This window comes from Bradyrhizobium sp. BEA-2-5 (assembly GCF_032918025.1).
Lineage (GTDB): Bacteria > Pseudomonadota > Alphaproteobacteria > Rhizobiales > Xanthobacteraceae > Bradyrhizobium > Bradyrhizobium pachyrhizi.
Window position 1 is genome coordinate 5482011 of record NZ_CP136629.1, and the last position, 20088, is coordinate 5502098.

Consider the following 20088-nt stretch of genomic DNA (forward strand, 5'->3'; position numbering starts at 1 on the left):
ATCAAATGCAGACGCCCACGCAAAACCCCCGAGGAGCAGAGTTCTGGAACAGCACCATGGGGCACTCATGGGTTTCGCAGCAAGCCGTGATCAGCGATGTCTTCACCTCGGTCACCAGCGTCAGCCTGGGTGCTGCGGCGGCAAAGCCGGGCGAGCGTGTCATCGATATCGGATGCGGCACCGGTGACACACTGCTGGCGTTCGCCAAGGTTGTCGGTCCGTCGGGTGCTGTGGTGGGTGTCGATATCTCGGTCCCGATGCTGGATCTGGCCAAGCATCGTGTCGCCGACGCGGGACTTGCCAACGTGACCTGTGCGCTGGCCGACGCAACGATCTACGGCTTCGAACCGCGCTGGGCGGATCTGGTGTATTCGCGCTTTGGCCTGATGTTCTTCGATGACCCGGTCAAGGCCTTCACCAACATCCGTAGCGGCATGAAAGCGGGCGGGCGGCTGGTGTTCGTCTGTTTTCGCACCATGCAGGAGTCGCCTTGGTTTCGCGTGCCGATCGAGGCGGCCCGGCCGCATGTGCCTCCACAGCCGCCGCTCGATCCATCGGCGCCCGGGATGTTTTCGTTCGCGCGCGAGGAGCGTGTTCGCGGCATCCTGACCGAGGCCGGGTTTCACGAGATTGCGCTCAAGGCCACCGACGTGCCGATCCACGGCGGCGACATCGCGCAAAGCATGGCCTTCATCACGCAGGCCGGCCCGCTGCCTGCGCTGCTCGAGAATGCCACGGACGATCAACGGCATCGCGCCATGGAAGCGGTACGCAACGCGCTCGCCGCAAGCCTCGGAGCGGATGGGCGCGATCTGCATGTGGGCCTGTGGCTCGTGTCGGCACGAGCCTAGCGAGATGCTGCCTTCTGGATTGTGATGTCAGATACCACGCCATCCGCGCCGCGCCTGCGGTCGGCACCCGGCTTTCCGTGCGCCTTCTGTCATCAGAGCGGCGAAACGAGATGCAAAGCTCGGGCGAAGCGAGTCGCGAGAATGCGTATGTGTGACTCGCCGGCCGCGCAACAAACACAGTGTCGTCCTGGCGAAAGCCAGGACCCATAACCACAAATGCTGATTATCTTGCGATGGTGGAACGACGAGTTCCTTCAACAACACAAGCCGCGGCGTATGGGTCCCTGCTTTCGCAGGGACGACACGTGGAAGAAGCTACGCGCCCAAATGCGCGCTTGCCACGCGGACGGAACGGCAGCGTAAGCTACCGCTCCTGCCGCAGCCCCGCCTCCAGCCGCGCGAGCTCGGCGTCGAGGTCGCGCTCGACATCGGCCACCTGCATGTCGACCACCCGATAGTCCCGCGCCTCGAGCCAGGTCCGCCGGCCCGCGCGGTCGGCCGCAATCGCCTCGCCCTCGCCCGGGTTCACCAGCTCGATCGCGATCCGGTGCGGGAACGAGACGAAGTCCGGGATGTGGCGGCCGACCGGGGTCTGGCGCTTGAACTGGCCGGCGAAACGGCGGTCGCGCGTCAGCGCCTGCCACAGCAGGCGCTCGGCGTCGGTCGGATTGCGGCGAAGCAGGCGGGCGAGGCCGCGCACGGTCGAGCCGCTGTCGGGCACGCCGCCGCCCTGCCCGTGCTCCGCCAGCAGCGCGCGCAGGCGCGTGGCCTGCTCGCCGTCGAGCACGCCGCCCTTGGCCGGGCCCTTGCGTCCCTCCGCGATCGCCATCACCACGCCGTGCAGGGTGTGCATGTCCTGCTTGGTCGGCTCCATCCGGGTGAAGATGTTGCGCAGGTTCACCAGCATGGTGTCGCGCTTCTCGGCCGGGCGCAGGAATTCGACCTTGTCGAGCTCGCGCACGAGGTTGTCGAAGAAGGCCTGCATCTGGTGCTGCGAGGCGCGCTCGGAGCGCTCCGGCATGGCGTGGGGCAGCGCGCCCGAGGTCGCGCGCTTGAACCATTCGTAGCCGACCAGCAGCACGGCCTGGGCGAGGTTGAGCGAGGCGAAGCCTGGATTCACCGGGAAGGTGATGATCCGGTTGGAAAGCCCGACCTCCTCGTTGGTCAGGCCCCAGCGCTCGCGGCCGAACAGAATGCCGCACCTGCCGCCGGTCGCGACGTGCCCGGCGATCTCGCTGGCTGCGGCTTCCGGCCCGACCACGGGCTTGGCCTGGTCGTGGGCCCGGGCGGTGGTCGCAAACACCAGCGTGAGATCGGCGATCGCCTGCTCGACGGTGTCGAACAGCTCGACGGAACCGATGATGTGGTCGGCGCCGGCCGCGGCGCGCTGGGCCGCGATGTTGGGCCAGCCGTCCCTGGGGTTGACGATGCGAAGCCGGCCGAGCGCAAAGTTGCCCATGGCGCGCGCGGCCATGCCGATGTTCTCGCCGAGCTGCGGCTCGACCAGGATCACGATGGGACCGTCAAGGTCGTGCCCTGCCTTGGTCTTGTCGGTACCGGACATCTCACTTCACTTTCTGATTCAACGTCTGAAGATTTTGAATCAGCTTCCGAGGACGCTGATTCAAAATCTCATGCAGGGACCCAAGACCGCACCGACCAGCTTTGCACCGGTTTTGCGCGGGACCATTTTCTCCAAGGAGATAACAGGGTTAGCGGCGTTTGCGAATCCTCAATCGGAGTCCCAATCGCACGAAGCGAAGGCTGCCGCTTGCGCGCACTTGGCCTTCGGATAGGCTATCAACCACAACCAAAGCGAAGCTGTAAAGGCACGCTCGAGATGCCGGTTTCAACGGCGAAACACTTGGATCGAAACGCTTGGGTCGAAGCATGTGAGTCGAAGCACGTGAGTCGAAGCACTTGGGGGGACGAGGATGCGGGGCAGATGGACGCTGGCGATTGTGGGCCTGATCTTGATCGTGGCGGGGGGCCTGCTCGCCCACTTCACGCAGACCGCCGGCGGCATCCGGATCGAGGATGTGCGCTTCAAGGGCGCCAAGGGCAATACCATGAGCGCCCTGCTCTACATCCCGCCGAATGCCACGCCGCAGATCCCGGCACCCGGCATCCTCGCTGTCCACGGCTATATCAATTCGCGCGAGACCCAGGACGGCTTCGCCATCGAGTTCGCCCGCCGCGGCTATGTGGTGCTCGCGCTCGACCAGACCGGCCACGGCTACAGCGACCCGCCCTCCTTCGCCAACGGTTTTGGCGGACCTGACGGCCTTGCCTATCTCCGCAGCCTGCCGTTCGTCGACAAAGAGAATATCGGGCTCGAGGGCCACTCGATGGGCGGCTGGACCGTGCTGGCGGCTGCCGCAGCTCAGCCCAACGACTACAAATCGATGGTGCTGGAAGGCTCGTCCACCGGCAAGCCGTTCGCCGCCGAGGGCACCGCGAGCTGGCCGCGCAACACCGCGCTGGTGTTCGCGCAGTACGAGGAATTCCCCGACCTGATGTGGAGCGTCCCGCTCGCGCGCGACGTCACCAAGAGCCCAAAGCTCTGGGCGCTGTTCGGCACCCAAGGCGCGGTCGAGCCGGGCAAGGTCTATGGCGATCCGGCCAACGGCACCGCGCGGGTGCTGTACACCCCGGCGATGACCCATCCGGCCGAGCACATCTCGCATGAGGCGATCGGCTACAGCCTCGACTGGTTCGCAAAGACATTGAAGGGCGGCACGGCGCGGCCGGTCGACGACCAGATCTGGTTCCGCAAGGAGATCGGCACGCTCATCGCCCTGATCGGTTTCATTGCCCTGGTCATCGGGACGTTCGACGGGCTGCTGGAGGCGCCGATGTTCTCCCGCCTGCGGCTGCCCGCGGTTGCCGACGGCACCATGCCGCCGCATCGGGCCGCGAGCGGCCGGCGCTGGACCGCGGCGTTCATCCTGTCCGCCTTCATCCCGGCCCTGACCTATTACCCGGCCTTTGCACTGGGCGGCACCTTCGTCACCCCGAGCGCGTTCCTGCCGCAGGGCATCACCAACCAGATCCTGGTCTGGGCCATCATCAACGGGCTGATCACGCTCGCCCTGATGCGGTTCGCCCCGACGCGGGCCAGCCGGACCGGCCTCGTCGGTCAATCCGTCGTGATCGCGCTGGCTTCGGTCGCGGTCGGCTACGCCGCGCTGTGGCTCGCCGACCTCGCCTTCAAGATCGACTTCCGCTTCTGGATCGTCGCACTCAAGTTGATGAGCGCGAAGCAATTCCTCATCTTCCTGATCTATCTGATTCCGTTCACGGCGTTTTTCGTCGTGGCGCTGCACGTGATGCACCGGAATTTCTCGACCATGGATGCGCCGCGCGGGGCGCTATACCTGACCAACATCCTGGCACTGACGTTCGGTTTCATCGTGTTGCTGGTGCTGCAATACGGCACGCTGTGGCTGACGGGGAAGCTGTTCAACCCGGTCCCGGACCCCGGTTTCGTGCCGCTCTCGACCATCGTCGCGATCCAGTTCGTGCCCCTGCTCGCGATCGTCGCCGTGATCGCGACCTTCACCTGGCGGCGGACCGGATCGAGCCTGCCGGGGGCCCTGATCGCGGGCCTGTTCGTGACCTGGTACATCGTGGCCGGGACGGCGACGCAGGCGGCGTTTTAGCTGAAAAGATGGGCTTAAAGTGCATACCCCCTCCGCTTCCGCCCGCCCCCGGGCGGTGCTATAGCGCAGGCGTATTTTCCACCCCCGCCGTCAAAAGCGCGCCGTTCCCAAGAGGCTTCCCCGATCATGGCAAAAATCAAGGTATCCAATCCCGTCGTCGAACTCGATGGCGACGAGATGACCCGGATCATCTGGCAGTACATCAAGGACAAGCTGATCAACCCGTTCCTGGATGTCGAGCTGCTCTATTTCGACCTGGGGATGGAATACCGCGACCACACCAACGATCAGGTCACCATCGACGCCGCCGAGGCGATCAAGAAGGTCGGCGTCGGCGTCAAGTGCGCCACCATCACCCCGGACGAGGCCCGGGTGAAGGAGTTCAACCTCAAGCAGATGTGGAAGTCGCCGAACGGCACCATCCGCAACATCCTCGGCGGCGTGATCTTCCGGGAGCCGATCATCTGCAAGAACGTGCCGCGCCTGGTTCCCGGCTGGTCCAAGCCGATCATCATCGGCCGCCATGCCTATGGCGACCAGTACCGTGCCACCGACATCAAGTTCCCGGGCAAGGGCACCCTCTCGATGAAGTTCGTCGGCGAGGACGGCACCGTGATCGAGAAGGAAGTGTTCAAGGCGCCCGGCGCCGGCGTCGCCATGGAGATGTACAATCTCGACGACTCCATCATCGACTTCGCCCGCGCCTCGCTCAATTACGGCCTGCTCCGTAACTACCCGGTGTACCTGTCGACCAAGAACACGATCCTCAAGGTCTATGACGGCCGCTTCAAGGACATCTTCCAGGACATCTTCGACCGCGAGTTCAAGAAGGAGTTCGACGCCAAGGGCCTGACCTACGAGCACCGCCTGATCGACGACATGGTGGCCTCGGCGCTGAAATGGTCCGGCGGCTATGTCTGGGCCTGCAAGAACTACGACGGCGACGTGCAGTCCGACACCGTCGCGCAGGGCTACGGCTCGCTCGGCCTGATGACCTCGGTGCTGCTCACCCCCGACGGCAAGACGGTGGAAGCCGAAGCCGCCCACGGCACGGTGACCCGACACTACCGCGAGCACCAGAAGGGCAAGGAGACCTCGACCAACTCCATCGCCTCGATCTTCGCCTGGACCCGTGGCCTCGCCCACCGCGCCAAGCTCGACAACAATGCCGAGCTGGCGAAGTTCGCCAACACGCTGGAGAAGGTCTGCGTCGACACCGTCGAGGCCGGCTACATGACCAAGGACCTCGCACTCCTGGTCGGCGCCGACCAGCGCTGGCTCTCGACCACCGGCTTCCTCGACAAGGTGTCCGACAACCTCGTGAAGGCGATCGCGGCCTGAGGCCGCCGTCTTTGGAAGACAGGTGCGAGCATGACCATGGCCCTTGTCAGAGCCGTCGTGCTCGCATCGTTCTCGCTCACCGGGTCGGCAGCATTCGCTGCCGATCCCCTGCCCGACGCCGTCGCGGCGCCCGGCGAGTCCCCGGTTCTGTCGGTCCATGCGGAGGGCGTGCAGGTCTATGAGTGCAAGCCGGTCAGCGACGGCAAGCTCGCCTGGTCGTTCCGCGAACCGGTCGCCACCCTGATCGCCGACGGCCGCACGGTCGGCCGGCATTATGCGGGTCCGAACTGGGAGCATGTCGACGGCAGCGCCGTGACCGCCCGCACCGCCGGCAGCATACCCGGCACCACCGCCGCCGATATTCCCTGGCTGAAGCTCGAGGTGATCGCCCACCGCGGCAACGGCCTGCTCTCGGGCGTCGCAACCGTGCAGCGGATCAACACCTCGGGCGGCGAGCTCAGCGGCGCCTGCGACAAATCAGGCGCGCTGAAAGGCGCGGCCTACTCGGCGGATTACGTGTTCCTGCGACGGGACTGAGGCTAAAGCGCGATGAGATTTGGATGAATCGTCATCGCGCTTTAGGTTTTGTTTGAGCATGATCTTTCCGGAAAACCGCTTCGCACTTTTCCGGATCATGCTTTAATCGCGGATGCCGCCGTCGGTCTCGCGCGGCGCCTGGGCGATCTCCGCGGCGGCCAGGTCGCCGCCGGCCGCGAGCGGATCGGCAAGCCGCGCCTCCGCGGTCTCCCGGACATGGGCGGCGAGCGCCGGCATGCGCTCGATCAGGGCATGGAAGTCCTGCGCATCGAGCACCAGCAGCTTGGTCTTGCGCGTCGCCGTCACCGTCCCCGAACGGCTGGTCCGCCGCAGCAGCGCGATCTCGCCGAAGAAGGTACCGTCGGCGAGCCGCACATGCTGGCTCGGCAGCGCGATCTCGACCTCGCCGGCGGTGATGAAATACATCGACGAGGCGACATCGCCCCGCCGCACCAGGATCTCGCCGGCCTCGATGGTCTGCGACCGCAGCAGGCGCATGATGTCGGAAATATCGGCGGCGCCAAGATGCGAGAACAGCGGCACCCGCGCCAGCATGCCCCAGGTGACGACGAAATCGCGCCGCTTCACCTCTTCCGCGAATGCGGTCGAGATGATCGCGACCGGCAGCGCGATCATGGCGAAGCCGACCACGATCGCGACCACCGTGACGGTCCGGCCGAGCGGCGTCACCGGCACGACGTCGCCATAGCCGACGGTGCCGAGCGTGACGATCGCCCACCACATCGCCTGCGGAATGGTGCCGAGCTTGTCCGGCTGCACGTCGCGCTCGATGGCGTAGAGCAGCGAGGCGAAGGTCAGCACCGCGCCGATCAGGATGACGATGCAGCCGACCAGCGCCCGCCGCTCGGCATGCAGCGCCGCCAGCAGCGAGCGCATCGCGGTCGAATAGCGCACCAGCTTGAGGAACGGCAGCATGCCGAACAGCACCAGCGCGGTCTTGTCGCCGATCGCAAGCGCGACGGCCGACGGCAGGAAGGCGAGCAGGTCGATCACGCCGAGCGCCGAGAAGGCGTATTCCAGCCGCGCCCGCGCCGGCGTCATGTCGCGCAAGGAGTGGCCGACCACGCTCCAGAGCCGCGCGGCATATTCCAGCGCGAAGGCGATGACCGCCGCAATCTCGATGGTCGTCAGCAGCCAGCCGAACTGCGCGTCGATCTCGGGGACGGAGGCCAGAATCGTCGCCAGCACATCGACGGCGATGATGGCGACGATGACCCGGGCAAACCGCAAGCCGCCCGAATGCGGCAGATCATCGCGTTCGAGCAGCTCGTAGAGACGGTCGCGCAGCCCGGGATCGCTGATCGTGGGCCTACCCGGAGCCGTCGCCACGATCAGACTCTCCGTCAGGCGCCGGCCGATGCCTGTTGAGTCATGGCCTGTTCGATCGCCGACAGCGCGGCGTCTGCCTTGGCGCCGTCGGGGCCGCCGGCCTGGGCCATGTCGGGCCGGCCGCCGCCGCCCTTGCCGCCGAGCGCCTCGGAGGCGATGCGCACGAGGTTCACGGCGTTGAAGCGCGCGGTGAGGTCCTGCGTGACGCCGACGACCACACCGGCCTTGCCGTCCTCGGTGACGCCGACGATGGCGACGACGCCCGAGCCGATCTGCTTCTTGCCGTCGTCGGCAAGGCTCTTGAGATCCTTCATCTCGATGCCTTCCACCGCGCGCGCCATCAGCTTGACGTCGCCGACCTCGCGCACGCTTGAGGCTGCGCCGTTGCTGGCGGAGGCGCCGCCGCCCATCGCGAGCTTCTTGCGGGCGTCGGAGAGCTCGCGCTCGAGCTTCTTGCGCTCCTCCATCAGCGCGGCAATGCGGGCGGGCACGTCGTCGAGGGAGGTGCGCAGCTCGTTCGCCGCGGTCTTCGCCAGCGCCATGGTGTCGTTGGCGTGCCTGCGCGCGTAATTGCCGGTCAGCGCCTCGATGCGGCGCACGCCCGAAGCGACCGCGCCTTCGCCCGTCAGCGTGATAAGGCCGATGTCGCCGGTGCGCTTCACGTGGGTGCCGCCGCAGAGCTCGACCGACCAGCCGAGCGCGTTGGCGCCGCGCTCGCGCGCGGTCCTGCCCATCGAGACGACGCGGACCTCGTCACCGTATTTCTCGCCGAACAGCGCGCGTGCACCGGCCTCGCGGGCCTCGTCCACGCCCATGATCCGCGTGGTGACCTCGTCGTTCTCCAGCACAACGTCGTTGGCGATGTCCTCGACGCGGGCGAGCTCCTCCGCCGTGATTGGCTTCGGATGCACGAAGTCGAAACGCAGGCGGTCGGGTGCGACCATCGAGCCGCGCTGGGCGATGTGGTCGCCGAGCACCTGGCGCAGCGCCTCGTGGATGAGATGCGTCGCCGAGTGATGGGCGCGGATCGAGGAGCGACGCGAATGATCGACCTCGAGCTGCAGCGCGGTGCCGACGCCGAGCGTGCCCTGCTCGACCGTGCCGATATGGACGAAGAAATCGCCGAGCTTCTTCTGCGTGTCGGTGACGCGGAACTTGACGCCGCCCTCACCCGTCAGCACGCCGGTGTCGCCGACCTGGCCGCCGGACTCCGCATAGAACGGCGTCTGGTTGAGCACGATCGCGCCCGTCTCGCCGGCCTTGAGGCTGGCAACTTCGTGGCCGTCCCTGACCAGCGCGGACACCACGCCTTCGGCACTCTCGGTCTCGTAGCCCAGGAATTCGGTCGCACCCAGCTTCTCGCGCAGCGGGAACCAGATCGCCTCGGAAGCCGCCTCGCCCGAGCCCTTCCAGGACTCGCGCGCCTTCACCTTCTGGCGCTCCATCGCATCCGTGAACGCCGCCTGGTCGACGCCGATGCCGCGCGACTTCAGCGCGTCCTGCGTCAGGTCCAGCGGGAAGCCGTAGGTGTCGTAGAGCGTGAAGGCGACGTCGCCGTCGAACATGTCGCCCTTCTTCAGGCCGGCCGACTTCTCGTCGAGGATGGCAAGGCCGCGCGACAGCGTCTTGCGGAAGCGGGTCTCTTCCAGCCGCAGCGTTTCCTCGATCAGATTCTCCGCGCGCATCAGGTCGGGATAGGCCTGGCCCATCTCGCGCACCAGCGCCCAGACCAGCCGGTGCATCAGCGGCTCCTTGGCGCCCAGTAGCTGCGCATGGCGCATGGCACGGCGCATGATCCGGCGCAGCACGTAGCCGCGGCCCTCGTTCGAGGGCAGCACGCCGTCGGCGACGAGGAACGCGGAGGAGCGCAGATGGTCGGCGATGACGCGGAACGAGGCCACGGTCTGCTCGTTCGGCCCGTGGCCGAGGGTCGACGCGGCGGCATCGATCAAATTGCGGAACAGGTCGGTCTCGAACACGCTCTCGACGCCCTGGAGGATGCAGGCCATGCGCTCCAGGCCCATGCCGGTGTCGATCGAGGGACGCGGCAGCGGCTGGCGCTCCTCCTTCGTCACCTGCTCGAACTGCATGAACACGAGATTCCAGAATTCGAGGAAGCGGTCGCCGTCCTCCTCCGGCGAGCCCGGAGGCCCGCCCCAGATGTGCTCGCCGCGGTCGATGAAGATCTCCGAGCACGGGCCGCACGGTCCGGTGTCGCCCATCGCCCAGAAATTGTCCGAGGTCGGGATGCGGATGATGCGGTCTTCGGAGAAGCCGGCGATCTTCTTCCACAGGCCCGCCGCCTCGTCGTCGGTGTGATAGACCGTGACGAGCAGCTTGTCCTTCTTCAGCCCGAACTCGGTGGTGATCAGCTTCCAGGCAAGCTCGATCGCGCGCTCCTTGAAATAGTCGCCGAACGAGAAATTGCCGAGCATCTCGAAGAAGGTGAGATGGCGCGCGGTGTAGCCGACATTGTCGAGGTCGTTGTGCTTGCCGCCGGCGCGCACGCATTTCTGCGAGGTGGTGGCGCGCTGATAGGGCCGCTTCTCCATGCCGGTGAAGACGTTCTTGAACTGCACCATGCCGGCATTGGTGAACATCAACGTGGGGTCGTTGCGCGGCACCAATGGCGAGGACGGCACGATCTCGTGGCCGTTCTCGGCAAAGAAGTTCAGAAAGGTCGACCTGATCTCGTTGACGCCGCTCATGTTCATCCAATCGGAAAAAGGGGCCGGCCAGCCGCAAAAAGGCGTCATTTTCCGGCCGAACGCTTTTAGACATTGCCAGCTGCGGTGTCCAGAAACTGTGCAGGCGGATCATGGGCTTGCCGCGGCAGCACAAAGCCCATTGGATAGTTGCTGCAGCTGCGTTGACAGTCTTGGTGGCGCCGTGTTTTCTACCTACCTATACCTAGTCACGTCGGGAGAGACCGGCTTTACTGCCGGCGCCGAAGGAGCAACCGCCCCGGAAACTCTCAGGCAAAAGGACCGCGTGGCGTCTGACATCTGGAAAGAGATGCTGGGGTTCGCCCCGATGCGTCCGCCGACGGGATAATACTCTCAGGCACAGCGACAGATGGGGCTTTCTGCAGGTTTCTCAAGGGGAAATGGGTCCCCGCGGGAACCGCGAGGGCCCTGTGATGCTTGCGCACGAAACCTCCCCGCTGAAACAGACCCCGCTGCACGCGCTGCACCTGGCGCGCGGCGGCAAGATGGTGCCGTTCGCCGGCTATGACATGCCCGTGCAGTACCCTGCGGGCGTGCTGAAGGAGCACCTCCATACGCGCGCCGCGGCCGGCCTGTTCGACGTCTCCCACATGGGCCAGCTCGCGCTGAAGGCCAAATCCGGTAAGGTCGCCGACGCCGCGCTCGCGCTGGAAAAACTGGTGCCGCAGGACATCGTCGGTGTCGCACCGGGACGGCAGCGCTACGCCCAGTTCACCAATGCGGACGGCGGCATCCTCGACGATCTCATGGTCGCCAATTTCGGCGATCACCTGTTCCTGGTCGTCAACGCCGCCTGCAAGGACGCGGACGAGGCGCATCTGCGCGCGCACCTCGCGGACGACTGCGTCATCGATTCTCTTGCCGACCGCGCGCTGATCGCGCTGCAGGGCCCGAAGGCGGAAGCGGCGCTGGCGAAATTGTGTGCAGAGGTCGGTTCGATGAAATTCATGGACGCCGGTCCGCGCCGCGTCGGCGACGTCGAATGCTTCGTCTCGCGCTCCGGCTATACCGGCGAGGACGGCTTCGAAATCTCCGTTCCCGCCGCCGACGCCGAGCGCCTCACCAGGACGCTGCTCGAAAACCCGGACGTGCTGCCGATCGGCCTCGGCGCCCGCGACAGCCTGCGGCTCGAAGCCGGGCTTTGCCTCTACGGCCACGACATCGACACCGCGACGACGCCGGTCGAGGCCGCGCTGGAATGGTCGGTGCAGAAGAGCCGCCGCAGCGGCGGGATGCGCGCCGGCGGCTTTCCCGGCGCCGAGAAGATTCTCGTGCAATTCGCAGATGGCGCCGCGCGCCGGCGGGTCGGCCTGAAGCCCGACGGCCGCGCACCCGTGCGCGAAGGCGCCGCACTGTTCGCCGATGCCGGCTCGACCGAGCCGATCGGCAAGGTCACCTCGGGCGGTTTCGGCCCGAGCCTGAACGCGCCGGTCGCGATGGGCTATGTGCCCACCGCCCTTTCCGCCGTCGGCACCACCGTTTTCGCCGAAGTGCGCGGCCAGCGCCTGCCGCTCGCAGTCGCCGCCATGCCCTTCGTGAAAAACACCTACAAACGCTGAACGCCAAAGGATCGATCCCCATGACGACGCTGTACACGTCCGACCACGAATGGCTCCGCATCGAGGGCGACGTCGCCACGATCGGGATCACCGACTATGCGCAGTCGCAGCTCGGCGACGTGGTGTTCGTCGAACTGCCCAAGGTCGGCCGCAGCCTGAAGAAGGCCGAGGCCGCCGCTGTGGTGGAATCCGTCAAGGCCGCTTCCGACGTCTACGCGCCGATCACCGGCGAGGTGGTCGAGGTCAACGACGCGCTCGCCGCCGAGCCCGCGCTGGTCAATTCGGACGCCGGCGGCAAGGCCTGGTTCTTCAAGCTGAAGATTGCCGACAAGGGCGAGCTCGGCGGCCTGATGGACGAGGCCGCCTACGCCGCGCACACCGCCTAAAGGATCACCCCGAGGATCACGTCATGAACGCGCCCTTCAAGCCGATCAACGAAGCCGCCACCGATTTCGTCCGCCGCCACATCGGCCCGTCGGCGCGCGATGTCACCGCAATGCTCGAAACGGTCGGCGCGAAAAGCGTCGAGGCGCTCATGGACGAGACGCTGCCGGCGTCGATCCGGCAGGCCGCTCCGCTCGATCTCGGCAAGCCGCTCAGCGAAACCGAGGCGATCGCGCATATGGGCGAGCTCGCAGCCCAGAACCAGGTCTTCACCTCGCTGATCGGCCAAGGCTATTCCGGCACGATCCTGCCCGCGGTGATCCAGCGCAACATCCTGGAGAATCCGGCCTGGTACACGGCCTATACGCCCTACCAGCCCGAGATCAGCCAGGGCCGGCTGGAGGCGCTGTTCAACTTCCAGACCATGATCTGCGACCTCACCGGGCTCGACGTCGCCAACGCCTCGCTGCTCGACGAAGCCACCGCCGCCGCCGAAGCCATGGCGCTCGCGGAGCGGCACTCGCAGGTCAAGGCGAAGGCCTTCTTCGTCGACAAGGACGTCCATCCGCAGACGCTGGCCGTGATGCGGACCCGCGCCGAGCCGCTGGGCTGGACCCTGATCGTCGGCGATCCCCTGACCGATCTCACCGAGAGTGACGTGCTCGGCGCGCTGCTGCAATATCCGGGAACGTCGGGCGCATTGCGCGATCTCAGGCCTGCGATCGCAGCGCTGAAGGCCAAGGGCGCGCTCGCGATCGTCGCGGCCGACCTGCTGGCCCTGACGCTGCTGGCCTCGCCCGGCGAGCTCGGCGCCGACATCGCGATCGGCTCGGCGCAGCGCTTCGGCGTGCCGATGGGCTATGGCGGACCGCATGCGGCCTATATGGCGGTGCGCGATGCGCTGAAGCGCTCGCTGCCCGGCCGCATCGTCGGCCTCTCCGTCGATTCCCGCGGCATGCCGGCCTACCGCCTCGCGCTGCAGACGCGCGAGCAGCACATCCGCCGCGAGAAGGCGACCTCCAACATCTGCACCGCGCAGGTGCTGCTCGCCGTGATCGCCTCGATGTATGCGGTCTATCACGGCCCCGAGGGGCTCTCGCAGATCGCGCGCAACGTCCACCGCCGCACCGCCGTGCTCGCGAGCGGCCTGCGCAAGCTCGGCTTTGCGCCGACCAGCGAAGGGTTCTTCGATACCGTGACGGTCGAGGCGGGCAGCAAGCAGATCGAGCTCGTCACCCGCGCGCAGGCGGAGCGGATCAATCTGCGCATCGGCGCGACCACGCTCGGCATCGCGCTCGACGAGACCACGACGCCGGAGACCGTCGAGGCGGTGTGGCGCGTGTTCGGCGGCAAGCTCAGCTATGCGGAGATCGACGCCGGGACGCGCGAGGCGCTGCCGGAGACGCTGAAGCGCACCACCCCGTTCCTCACCCATCCGGTCTTCCACGCGCACCGCTCGGAGACCGAGATGCTGCGCTACATGCGCAAGCTCAGCGATCGCGATCTCGCGCTCGACCGCGCCATGATCCCGCTCGGCTCCTGCACCATGAAGCTGAATGCGACGACGGAGATGATGCCGCTGACCTGGCCGGAGTTCGGCAACCTGCATCCGTTCGCGCCCGCGGATCAGGCCAACGGCTATCACGCGCTGTTCGCGCGGCTGGAGAAATGGCTGTGCGACATCACCGGCTATGACGCGATCTCGCTGCAGCCGAATTCCGGCGCGCAGGGCGAATATGCCGGGCTGCTCGCGATCCGCGGCTATCACGCCGCGCGCGGGCAGAGCCACCGCAAGATCTGCCTGATCCCCTCCTCTGCCCACGGCACCAATCCGGCTTCGGCCGCGATGGCCGGCATGGACGTGGTGGTGGTCGCCTGCGAGAAGAACGGCGACGTCGACGTCAATGATCTCCGCGCCAAGGCGGAGAGGCATTCGAACGACCTCGCCGCGGTCATGATCACCTATCCCTCGACCCACGGCGTGTTCGAGGAGCACATCCGCGAGATCTGCGACATCGTCCACGCCCATGGCGGCCAGGTGTATCTCGACGGCGCCAATCTCAACGCCCAGGTTGGCCTGAGCAGGCCGGGCGACTACGGCGCCGATGTCAGCCATCTCAACTTGCACAAGACCTTCTGCATCCCGCATGGCGGCGGCGGTCCCGGCATGGGCCCGATCGGCGTCAAGGCGCATCTCGCGCCGTTTCTGCCGGGACATCCCGCAACAGACGGCGAAGCACCGGTCGGCCCGGTCTCGGCCGCGCCGTTCGGCTCGGCCTCGATCCTGACCATCTCCTACATCTACATCCTGATGATGGGCGGCGATGGCCTGAAGCGCGCCACCGAGATCGCGATCCTCAACGCCAACTACATCGCAGCACGGCTCGATGCGCACTTCCCGGTGCTCTACAGGAACGAGAAGGGCCGCGTCGCGCATGAATGCGTCGTCGATCCGCGCGCGCTGAAGACCACCTCCGGCGTCACCGTCGACGACATCGCCAAGCGCCTGATCGACTACGGCTTCCACGCGCCGACCATGAGCTTCCCGGTGCCGGGCACGCTGATGATCGAGCCGACCGAGTCGGAATCGAAGTTCGAGATCGACCGCTTCTGCGACGCCATGATCGCGATCCGCGACGAAATCGCTGAGATCGAGAAGGGCCGCTGGAAGGTCGAGGCCTCGCCGCTGCGCCACGCGCCGCATACCGTCCACGACATCGCCGACGATGCCTGGAACAGGGCCTATACCCGCAGCGAAGGCTGCTTCCCCGACGGCGTCTCGCGCACCGACAAGTATTGGTGCCCCGTGGGCCGCGTCGACAACGTCTACGGCGACCGCAACCTCGTCTGCTCCTGCCCGCCGGTGAGCGATTACGCGCAAGCCGCGGAGTAAGGAGCTACTGCAGCTATGTGGCGTTGCGTCTCTGACGCCTGATTCACTCGGTGTCATTCCGGGGCTCGCGAAGCGAGAACCCGGAATCTCGCGCCACGACCTCTGGATTCCGGGTTCGCGACTTCGTCGCGCCCCGGAATGACGGACTGGCCCGCCCGCGGCAGGAGGAAACATGCGCGAGGAATTCTGGTTCCATTTCCCGTTTCGCGTCCGCTATTCGGAGGTCGACGCGCAGGCCGTGGTGTTCAACGCGCACTACCTCACCTATTTCGACACCGCCATCACCGAATATTTCCGCGCGCTGGGCTACGATTATCTCGGCGAGGTGGCGCGGACCGGGATCGACTTCCACACCGTGAAATCGGTCGTCGAGTACAAGGCGCCGATCCGGTTCGACGAGAACATCGAGGTCTGCGTCCGGGTCGCGCGGATCGGTCGCTCCTCGATCAATCTTGCGCTCGCGATCTTCGCCAAGGGCTCCGATGACCTGCGCGCCACCGGCGAGATCATCTGGGTCGCGACCGACCAGAAGACGCACCAGTCGGTCGCCGTGACCGAGGATTTGCGGGCACTGATCGCGAGCCGCGAAAAGGCGCTGGCGTAACGCGGCCCTGCCGGCGGCGCGGTGTCGATCAAACCTATGGAGCGACCAAGGTGCGGCTCTCGGCATCCCAGCGCCACAGCCGGTCGTTGGTAAGCTTCGTACCACCCCACCAGCGATCGATCGGGTTGTGCTGGCTGAAGTCGCCGGCGCCTGCCACGATTGCCTGTCCGAGGGCGGTCAGCGCAAGCCGGCTTCGCTTGTAGCGTTGGTGCCGGTCAGGATCTTCGTGCATGGCAAGATCAAATGGCCCCTCAACGAGGCCTGATATGACAGGCACAGGACAATGGGCCAGACCATCCAGCAAGGCTCCAGCCTCCCAATAGTCAAACGTCTTCTGGTCGTTGAGCTTCTGGTGCCCCGGAAACAATTCGTACGGATGGACATGGCCTGCGGATATCAACTCGAGCAATCGCATTTCCGTCGCGCCAAGCCCGGAGCCGCGCGAGGGGAGTTCTTCCAGGAGCGCGACGACTGAACTCCGCAATCGCGGAAGTGCGCCGAGATCCTGCCTCAACAGATTGAACCAGGCTTCCGGCGTCGATGCGCGCCAGGCTGTCCACGCAACGCCGGCGGCTTCGAGGTGGTCGCCACGGATGGGGACGAGCTGCAGCTGCCAGGCGGCCAACTCGGCCGGCTGCTGCTCGCCGATGATGTGATTTGTCTGGAATACAGCAAGCCTGGATGTGACGTTCGCATGCGGGCGCAAGTAATCCAGCAGCCAAATCAACTGCAGTTGTGAATTCGGATCGGGACCGACCCACAGATCGACGGCGTCGAAGCGCTCGCAAAATTCGATCAATCCAAGACCCTGACGATGCGCGGCCTCAATCGATCTGCCGGTGAGATTATCCAGCCAGTGGGGCCCGGTACCGTGCGCAGCTGCGCGGGGCGCGAACAAGGCGTCGAAATCGCCCGAGGCCGGCAATCTTCCGCAAACAAACCGATGCTCGATGCTAATTACGCAATCGGCAAGCCGTGCGGCCTTCAGGCCGCCCGCCCCGCTATCGGTGAATGTGAAGATGAGCCGGCTCATAACGGGTTCATTTTCGGGTCAGGCCAATTCATTGGTTCAGTTGAACGACAGCTTGCGCGCTCCACCTCGATCCAATGAACAGACCTATGGAGCGACCAAGGTGCGGCTCTCGGCATCCCAGCGCCACAGCCGCTCATTGGTCAATTCGGTGCCGCCCCACCAGCGATGGATCGTGTTGTACTGGCTGAAGTCGAGCTCGCGATCCGACACTTCCTGGCCGAAATCGGTGAGCGACAACCGACTGTACAGGAGTCGTTCTCGTCGGGCCTTCAAATCGTCGGCCCCCTCGATCTCGGCGGGGAATCCGGTCAGGACCGGTGATGGACAATCGGCGAGCCGATCCAGGATCAGCTCCGCTTCCTGAAAATCGAACACGCCGCGCTCCCTGTTCAGCTCGCTCGAAAGGACCTGTGGGCTTGTCTTGCCGTCGGCGACTAGATCCAGCATCCGCAGTTCGGACGCGCCGAGGCCGGTGTCTCGCCCGGGCAGCTCCTCGAGCAACGCAATCAGCGCCGCGCGGAGCTGCGGGATGGCCGACAGATCCTGCATGAGAAGGTCGAAACAGGGCTCGGGCGTCGGGGCGCGATAGGCGTTCCAGGCGCGACTGGCCAATTCCAACCGATCATCCGTCACCGCAAGTGCAGGCAATCGCCATTTCGCCGAGCTCTCACTTCGGTACCTGCCGATCTCGACATCGGTCTGGACCAGCTTGAGCTTCGCTACGATGTGGCGGTGCGGGCGGAGCACGAGCAACCAGGCCAGCACCAGCTGGTCATTTGGCTGAGGATCGGCCCATAGCTCGACCCTGTCGCAACGCTCACACAGCTCGACAAGCCCGACGTCCCGACCGTTCGAGCCGGTCCATCTTGAACTGGCGAAGTCGAGCCAGTGCGTGTCGAAATCGACATGCTTTGCAGAACGCGGTTCCAGCAGGGTCGTGAGGTCAGCCGACGAGGGCATTTTCCTCCAAACGAAGCGCGGCCTCAAGCCGACGACGATATCCGCCCTTCCCGCCTGCCTCAGGCGATAGCTCGCGAGATCGCTTGTCGCCAGGATCAGACTCGTCACGACGCTCTCCGGCTACGCACGGTGGCATCAGCACCGCAAGCTGAGGATCAACTGCTTCACGAAAGACACACAAAACGAAACGGGCACCGATGACGTCGGCAACTCAACGTCCTCAGCGCCCGCTCCTCGCGAAAACTCTTCGCGGTAAGGCTTACTCTTCCGCCGGCTCCTCGCCGTCGGCGTCGCGCTCGGGCGTGCCGGCGAGAATCTGCTCGGCGATCAGGCCGGAGTTCTGGCGGATCGAGGTCTCGATCTTGGCGGTGATGTCGGGATTGGCCTTCAGGAATGCTTTCGAGTTCTCACGGCCCTGGCCGAGGCGCTGGCTGTCATAGGAGAACCAGGCGCCCGACTTCTCGACGATGCCGGCCTTGACGCCGAGATCGAGGATCTCGCCCATCTTGGAGACGCCCTCGCCGTACATGATGTCGAACTCGACCTGCTTGAAGGGCGGCGCCAGCTTGTTCTTCACCACCTTGACGCGCGTGGTGTTGCCGACCACCTCGTCGCGCTCCTTGATCGCGCCGATGCGGCGGATGTCGAGGCGGACGGAGGCGTAGAACTTCAGCGCATTGCCGCCGGTCGTCGTTTCCGGCGAGCCGTACATCACACCGATCTTCATGCGGATCTGGTTGATGAAGATCACCATGGTGTTGGACTTGTTGATGGAGGCCGTGAGCTTGCGCAGCGCCTGGCTCATCAGGCGGGCCTGCAGACCCGGCAGCGCATCGCCCATCTCGCCCTCGAGTTCGGCCTTCGGCACCAGCGCCGCAACCGAATCGATCACCAGCACATCGACCGCGCCCGAGCGCACCAGCGTGTCGCAGATCTCCAGCGCCTGCTCGCCGGTGTCGGGCTGCGAGATCAGGAGCTCGTCGATGTTGACCCCGAGCTTACGGGCATAGACCGGATCGAGCGCATGCTCGGCGTCGATGAAGGCGCAGATGCCGCCCTTCTTCTGCGCTTCCGCCACCGTATGCAGCGCCAGCGTGGTTTTGCCCGAGGATTCCGGCCCGTAGATCTCGACGATGCGCCCCTTGGGCAGGCCGCCGATGCCGAGCGCGATGTCGAGCCCGAGCGAGCCGGAGGACACCGCCTCGATGTCCATGGACCGGTCGTTCTTGCCGAGCTTCATCACCGAGCCCTTGCCGAACTGGCGCTCGATCTGGGAGAGCGCGGCGGCCAGAGCTTTACTCTTGTCCATGGAAGATCCTTCGACGATACGCAGCGCAGTGGCGGACATTGGGTCGTGCTCCTTATGGCGAGGATTCGCGTGAGGGACAAACGGGCGAGATCAGATGCGTTGTTGACTGGAACCTCGTACCACGTTTGTTCTAGGTTCGCAATATGTTCTTTCGGGCAGACCCGGTGCTGTCCGTATTTAAGCCCCCGTGTCCGAATTTGAATTCCAGAGTGCCCTAGTTCGGATTAAGCGAACGGAAACCATGGCTTAGCCGATGTTCTCGGTAGGACTACCGAGCGTGGGCCGGCGGTGTTCTCCGTTTGACCCAAAGCTTTGAGGCACATCAAAGCTTATGCCCTCGCTTCTCGGTGTGAGAACGAAGTGCGTATTAAGGGGTTATTGAGGAGTTCAACAAGGTTGATCGTGGAGGCGATCAGTGGTGCGCGGATCATTGATTCATCGGCCGAATGTCTTCATCGATAAGAGAACCATCGATGAGTCCCGCCGGGTCATCGATGCATCAACCCAAGTCCTCGAAACCCATCCGCCGCCGGATACATTCTTGGGCCGGAAAACCCGCGAACCCATTCCGCCTGACGATGAACAGTAGGTCCGCTCTCCGCTGGGCCGCATTTTGTAACTGGCGTATTCTGGTTTCTGGGCGCACTCTGGTTCCAGCCAGGAACCGGCAATGACGCTGGATGAAAAGATAGCTCAGGCACAGCGCCACGTTGATGGTGGCCGGCGCATCGTCGAGCGCCAGCGGGAAATCGTGGCCCGCAGCGGATTGCCAGACTCAATCGACCTTCTCGACCTCTTTGAGCGCACCCAACTGATATTCGAGACGGACTTGGCCGATCTGCTCAAGAGGAAGTAAGGTTGCCTCAGTTGGCGGCCCTG

The 20088-nt window shown here is 65.4% G+C and carries 15 protein-coding genes and 1 riboswitch; of the genes, 9 read left to right on the forward strand and 6 right to left on the reverse strand.

Translation table 11 applies throughout. The features are described from left to right. Positions 1 to 5: 5 nt before the first annotated feature. A complete protein-coding gene (locus tag RX327_RS25910) occupies positions 6 to 851 on the forward strand; it encodes a class I SAM-dependent methyltransferase (RefSeq protein ID WP_063779997.1) in 846 nt (281 codons plus the stop codon). 364 nt (positions 852 to 1215) lie between these two features. Here the strand turns inward: RX327_RS25910 and RX327_RS25915 are convergent, their stop codons facing one another. Continuing rightward, a complete protein-coding gene (locus RX327_RS25915) occupies positions 1216 to 2415 on the reverse strand; it encodes a TrmJ/YjtD family RNA methyltransferase (protein WP_317247526.1) in 1200 nt (399 codons plus the stop codon). Between the two features lie 370 nt (positions 2416 to 2785). On the opposite strand from RX327_RS25915, the gene RX327_RS25920 reads away from it, so the two are divergent. From RX327_RS25920 to RX327_RS25930, 3 genes are all read left to right on the forward strand, one after another. Beyond that, positions 2786 to 4513 carry an alpha/beta hydrolase family protein gene (locus RX327_RS25920; protein WP_050387658.1) on the forward strand — a complete coding sequence of 576 codons (1728 nt, stop codon included), beginning with the start codon at positions 2786 to 2788 and terminating at the stop codon, positions 4511 to 4513. Positions 4514 to 4639: 126 nt separating this feature from the next. Then, the gene (locus RX327_RS25925; protein ID WP_317247527.1) at positions 4640 to 5854 is read left to right on the forward strand and encodes an NADP-dependent isocitrate dehydrogenase; all 1215 of its coding nucleotides are present in this window, start codon (positions 4640 to 4642) and stop codon (positions 5852 to 5854) included. A 36-nt stretch (positions 5855 to 5890) separates the two neighbouring features. Next, a complete protein-coding gene (locus RX327_RS25930) occupies positions 5891 to 6391 on the forward strand; it encodes a DUF3455 domain-containing protein (RefSeq protein ID WP_050387710.1) in 501 nt (166 codons plus the stop codon). Positions 6392 to 6493: 102 nt separating this feature from the next. Here the strand turns inward: RX327_RS25930 and RX327_RS25935 are convergent, their stop codons facing one another. Beyond that, positions 6494 to 7744, reverse strand: a complete 1251-nt coding sequence (locus tag RX327_RS25935; RefSeq protein ID WP_317251328.1) for a cyclic nucleotide-gated ion channel — start codon at positions 7742 to 7744, stop codon at positions 6494 to 6496. A gap of 11 nt (positions 7745 to 7755) precedes the next feature. After that, positions 7756 to 10449, reverse strand: coding sequence for an alanine--tRNA ligase (alaS, locus tag RX327_RS25940; protein WP_317247528.1), 2694 nt, complete (start codon positions 10447 to 10449; stop codon positions 7756 to 7758). A 202-nt stretch (positions 10450 to 10651) separates the two neighbouring features. After that, positions 10652 to 10740, forward strand: a riboswitch (glycine riboswitch). A 140-nt stretch (positions 10741 to 10880) separates the two neighbouring features. On the opposite strand from alaS, the gene gcvT reads away from it, so the two are divergent. From gcvT to RX327_RS25960, 4 genes are all read left to right on the forward strand, one after another. Beyond that, on the forward strand, positions 10881 to 12026 hold the full coding sequence (gene gcvT, locus RX327_RS25945) for a glycine cleavage system aminomethyltransferase GcvT (protein WP_317247529.1): 1146 nt from the start codon (positions 10881 to 10883) through the stop codon (positions 12024 to 12026). Between the two features lie 20 nt (positions 12027 to 12046). Next, entirely contained in the window at positions 12047 to 12412 is a 366-nt protein-coding gene (gene gcvH, locus RX327_RS25950) for a glycine cleavage system protein GcvH (RefSeq protein WP_028337770.1), read from the forward strand. A 23-nt stretch (positions 12413 to 12435) separates the two neighbouring features. Next, positions 12436 to 15303, forward strand: a complete 2868-nt coding sequence (gene gcvP / locus RX327_RS25955) for an aminomethyl-transferring glycine dehydrogenase (protein ID WP_317247530.1) — start codon at positions 12436 to 12438, stop codon at positions 15301 to 15303. A 172-nt stretch (positions 15304 to 15475) separates the two neighbouring features. Next, the gene (locus RX327_RS25960) at positions 15476 to 15907 is read left to right on the forward strand and encodes an acyl-CoA thioesterase (RefSeq protein ID WP_050387654.1); all 432 of its coding nucleotides are present in this window, start codon (positions 15476 to 15478) and stop codon (positions 15905 to 15907) included. Positions 15908 to 15941: 34 nt separating this feature from the next. Here RX327_RS25960 and RX327_RS25965 read toward each other — a convergent pair whose 3' ends face one another. The 3 genes from RX327_RS25965 to recA form a co-directional block, all read right to left on the reverse strand. Next, entirely contained in the window at positions 15942 to 16940 is a 999-nt protein-coding gene (locus tag RX327_RS25965; RefSeq protein WP_050387653.1) for a hypothetical protein, read from the reverse strand. A gap of 84 nt (positions 16941 to 17024) precedes the next feature. Beyond that, positions 17025 to 17927, reverse strand: coding sequence for a hypothetical protein (locus RX327_RS25970; RefSeq protein WP_317247531.1), 903 nt, complete (start codon positions 17925 to 17927; stop codon positions 17025 to 17027). A 232-nt stretch (positions 17928 to 18159) separates the two neighbouring features. After that, entirely contained in the window at positions 18160 to 19248 is a 1089-nt protein-coding gene (gene recA / locus RX327_RS25975) for a recombinase RecA (RefSeq protein ID WP_100176636.1), read from the reverse strand. A gap of 631 nt (positions 19249 to 19879) precedes the next feature. On the opposite strand from recA, the gene RX327_RS25980 reads away from it, so the two are divergent. Next, positions 19880 to 20065 (forward strand): hypothetical protein, encoded by a 186-nt coding sequence (locus RX327_RS25980; protein ID WP_050387651.1) that lies wholly within the window; start codon positions 19880 to 19882, stop codon positions 20063 to 20065. Positions 20066 to 20088: the final 23 nt, after the last annotated feature.

Bases quoted from the DNA above. Each gene is read 5' to 3' on its own strand.
- RX327_RS25915 (WP_317247526.1), bottom strand. From the start codon at position 2,415: ATGTCCGGTACCGACAAGACCAAGGCAGGGCACGACCTTGACGGTCCC.
- recA (WP_100176636.1), bottom strand. From the start codon at position 19,248: ATGTCCGCCACTGCGCTGCGTATCGTCGAAGGATCTTCCATGGACAAG.
- RX327_RS25920 (WP_050387658.1), top strand. From the start codon at position 2,786: ATGCGGGGCAGATGGACGCTGGCGATTGTGGGCCTGATCTTGATCGTG.
- gcvH (WP_028337770.1), top strand. From the start codon at position 12,047: ATGACGACGCTGTACACGTCCGACCACGAATGGCTCCGCATCGAGGGC.
- RX327_RS25925 (WP_317247527.1), top strand. From the start codon at position 4,640: ATGGCAAAAATCAAGGTATCCAATCCCGTCGTCGAACTCGATGGCGAC.
- RX327_RS25980 (WP_050387651.1), top strand. From the start codon at position 19,880: ATGACGCTGGATGAAAAGATAGCTCAGGCACAGCGCCACGTTGATGGT.
- RX327_RS25930 (WP_050387710.1), top strand. From the start codon at position 5,891: ATGGCCCTTGTCAGAGCCGTCGTGCTCGCATCGTTCTCGCTCACCGGG.
- alaS (WP_317247528.1), bottom strand. From the start codon at position 10,449: ATGAGCGGCGTCAACGAGATCAGGTCGACCTTTCTGAACTTCTTTGCC.
- RX327_RS25910 (WP_063779997.1), top strand. From the start codon at position 6: ATGCAGACGCCCACGCAAAACCCCCGAGGAGCAGAGTTCTGGAACAGC.
- RX327_RS25960 (WP_050387654.1), top strand. From the start codon at position 15,476: ATGCGCGAGGAATTCTGGTTCCATTTCCCGTTTCGCGTCCGCTATTCG.
- RX327_RS25965 (WP_050387653.1), bottom strand. From the start codon at position 16,940: ATGAGCCGGCTCATCTTCACATTCACCGATAGCGGGGCGGGCGGCCTG.
- gcvT (WP_317247529.1), top strand. From the start codon at position 10,881: ATGCTTGCGCACGAAACCTCCCCGCTGAAACAGACCCCGCTGCACGCG.
- gcvP (WP_317247530.1), top strand. From the start codon at position 12,436: ATGAACGCGCCCTTCAAGCCGATCAACGAAGCCGCCACCGATTTCGTC.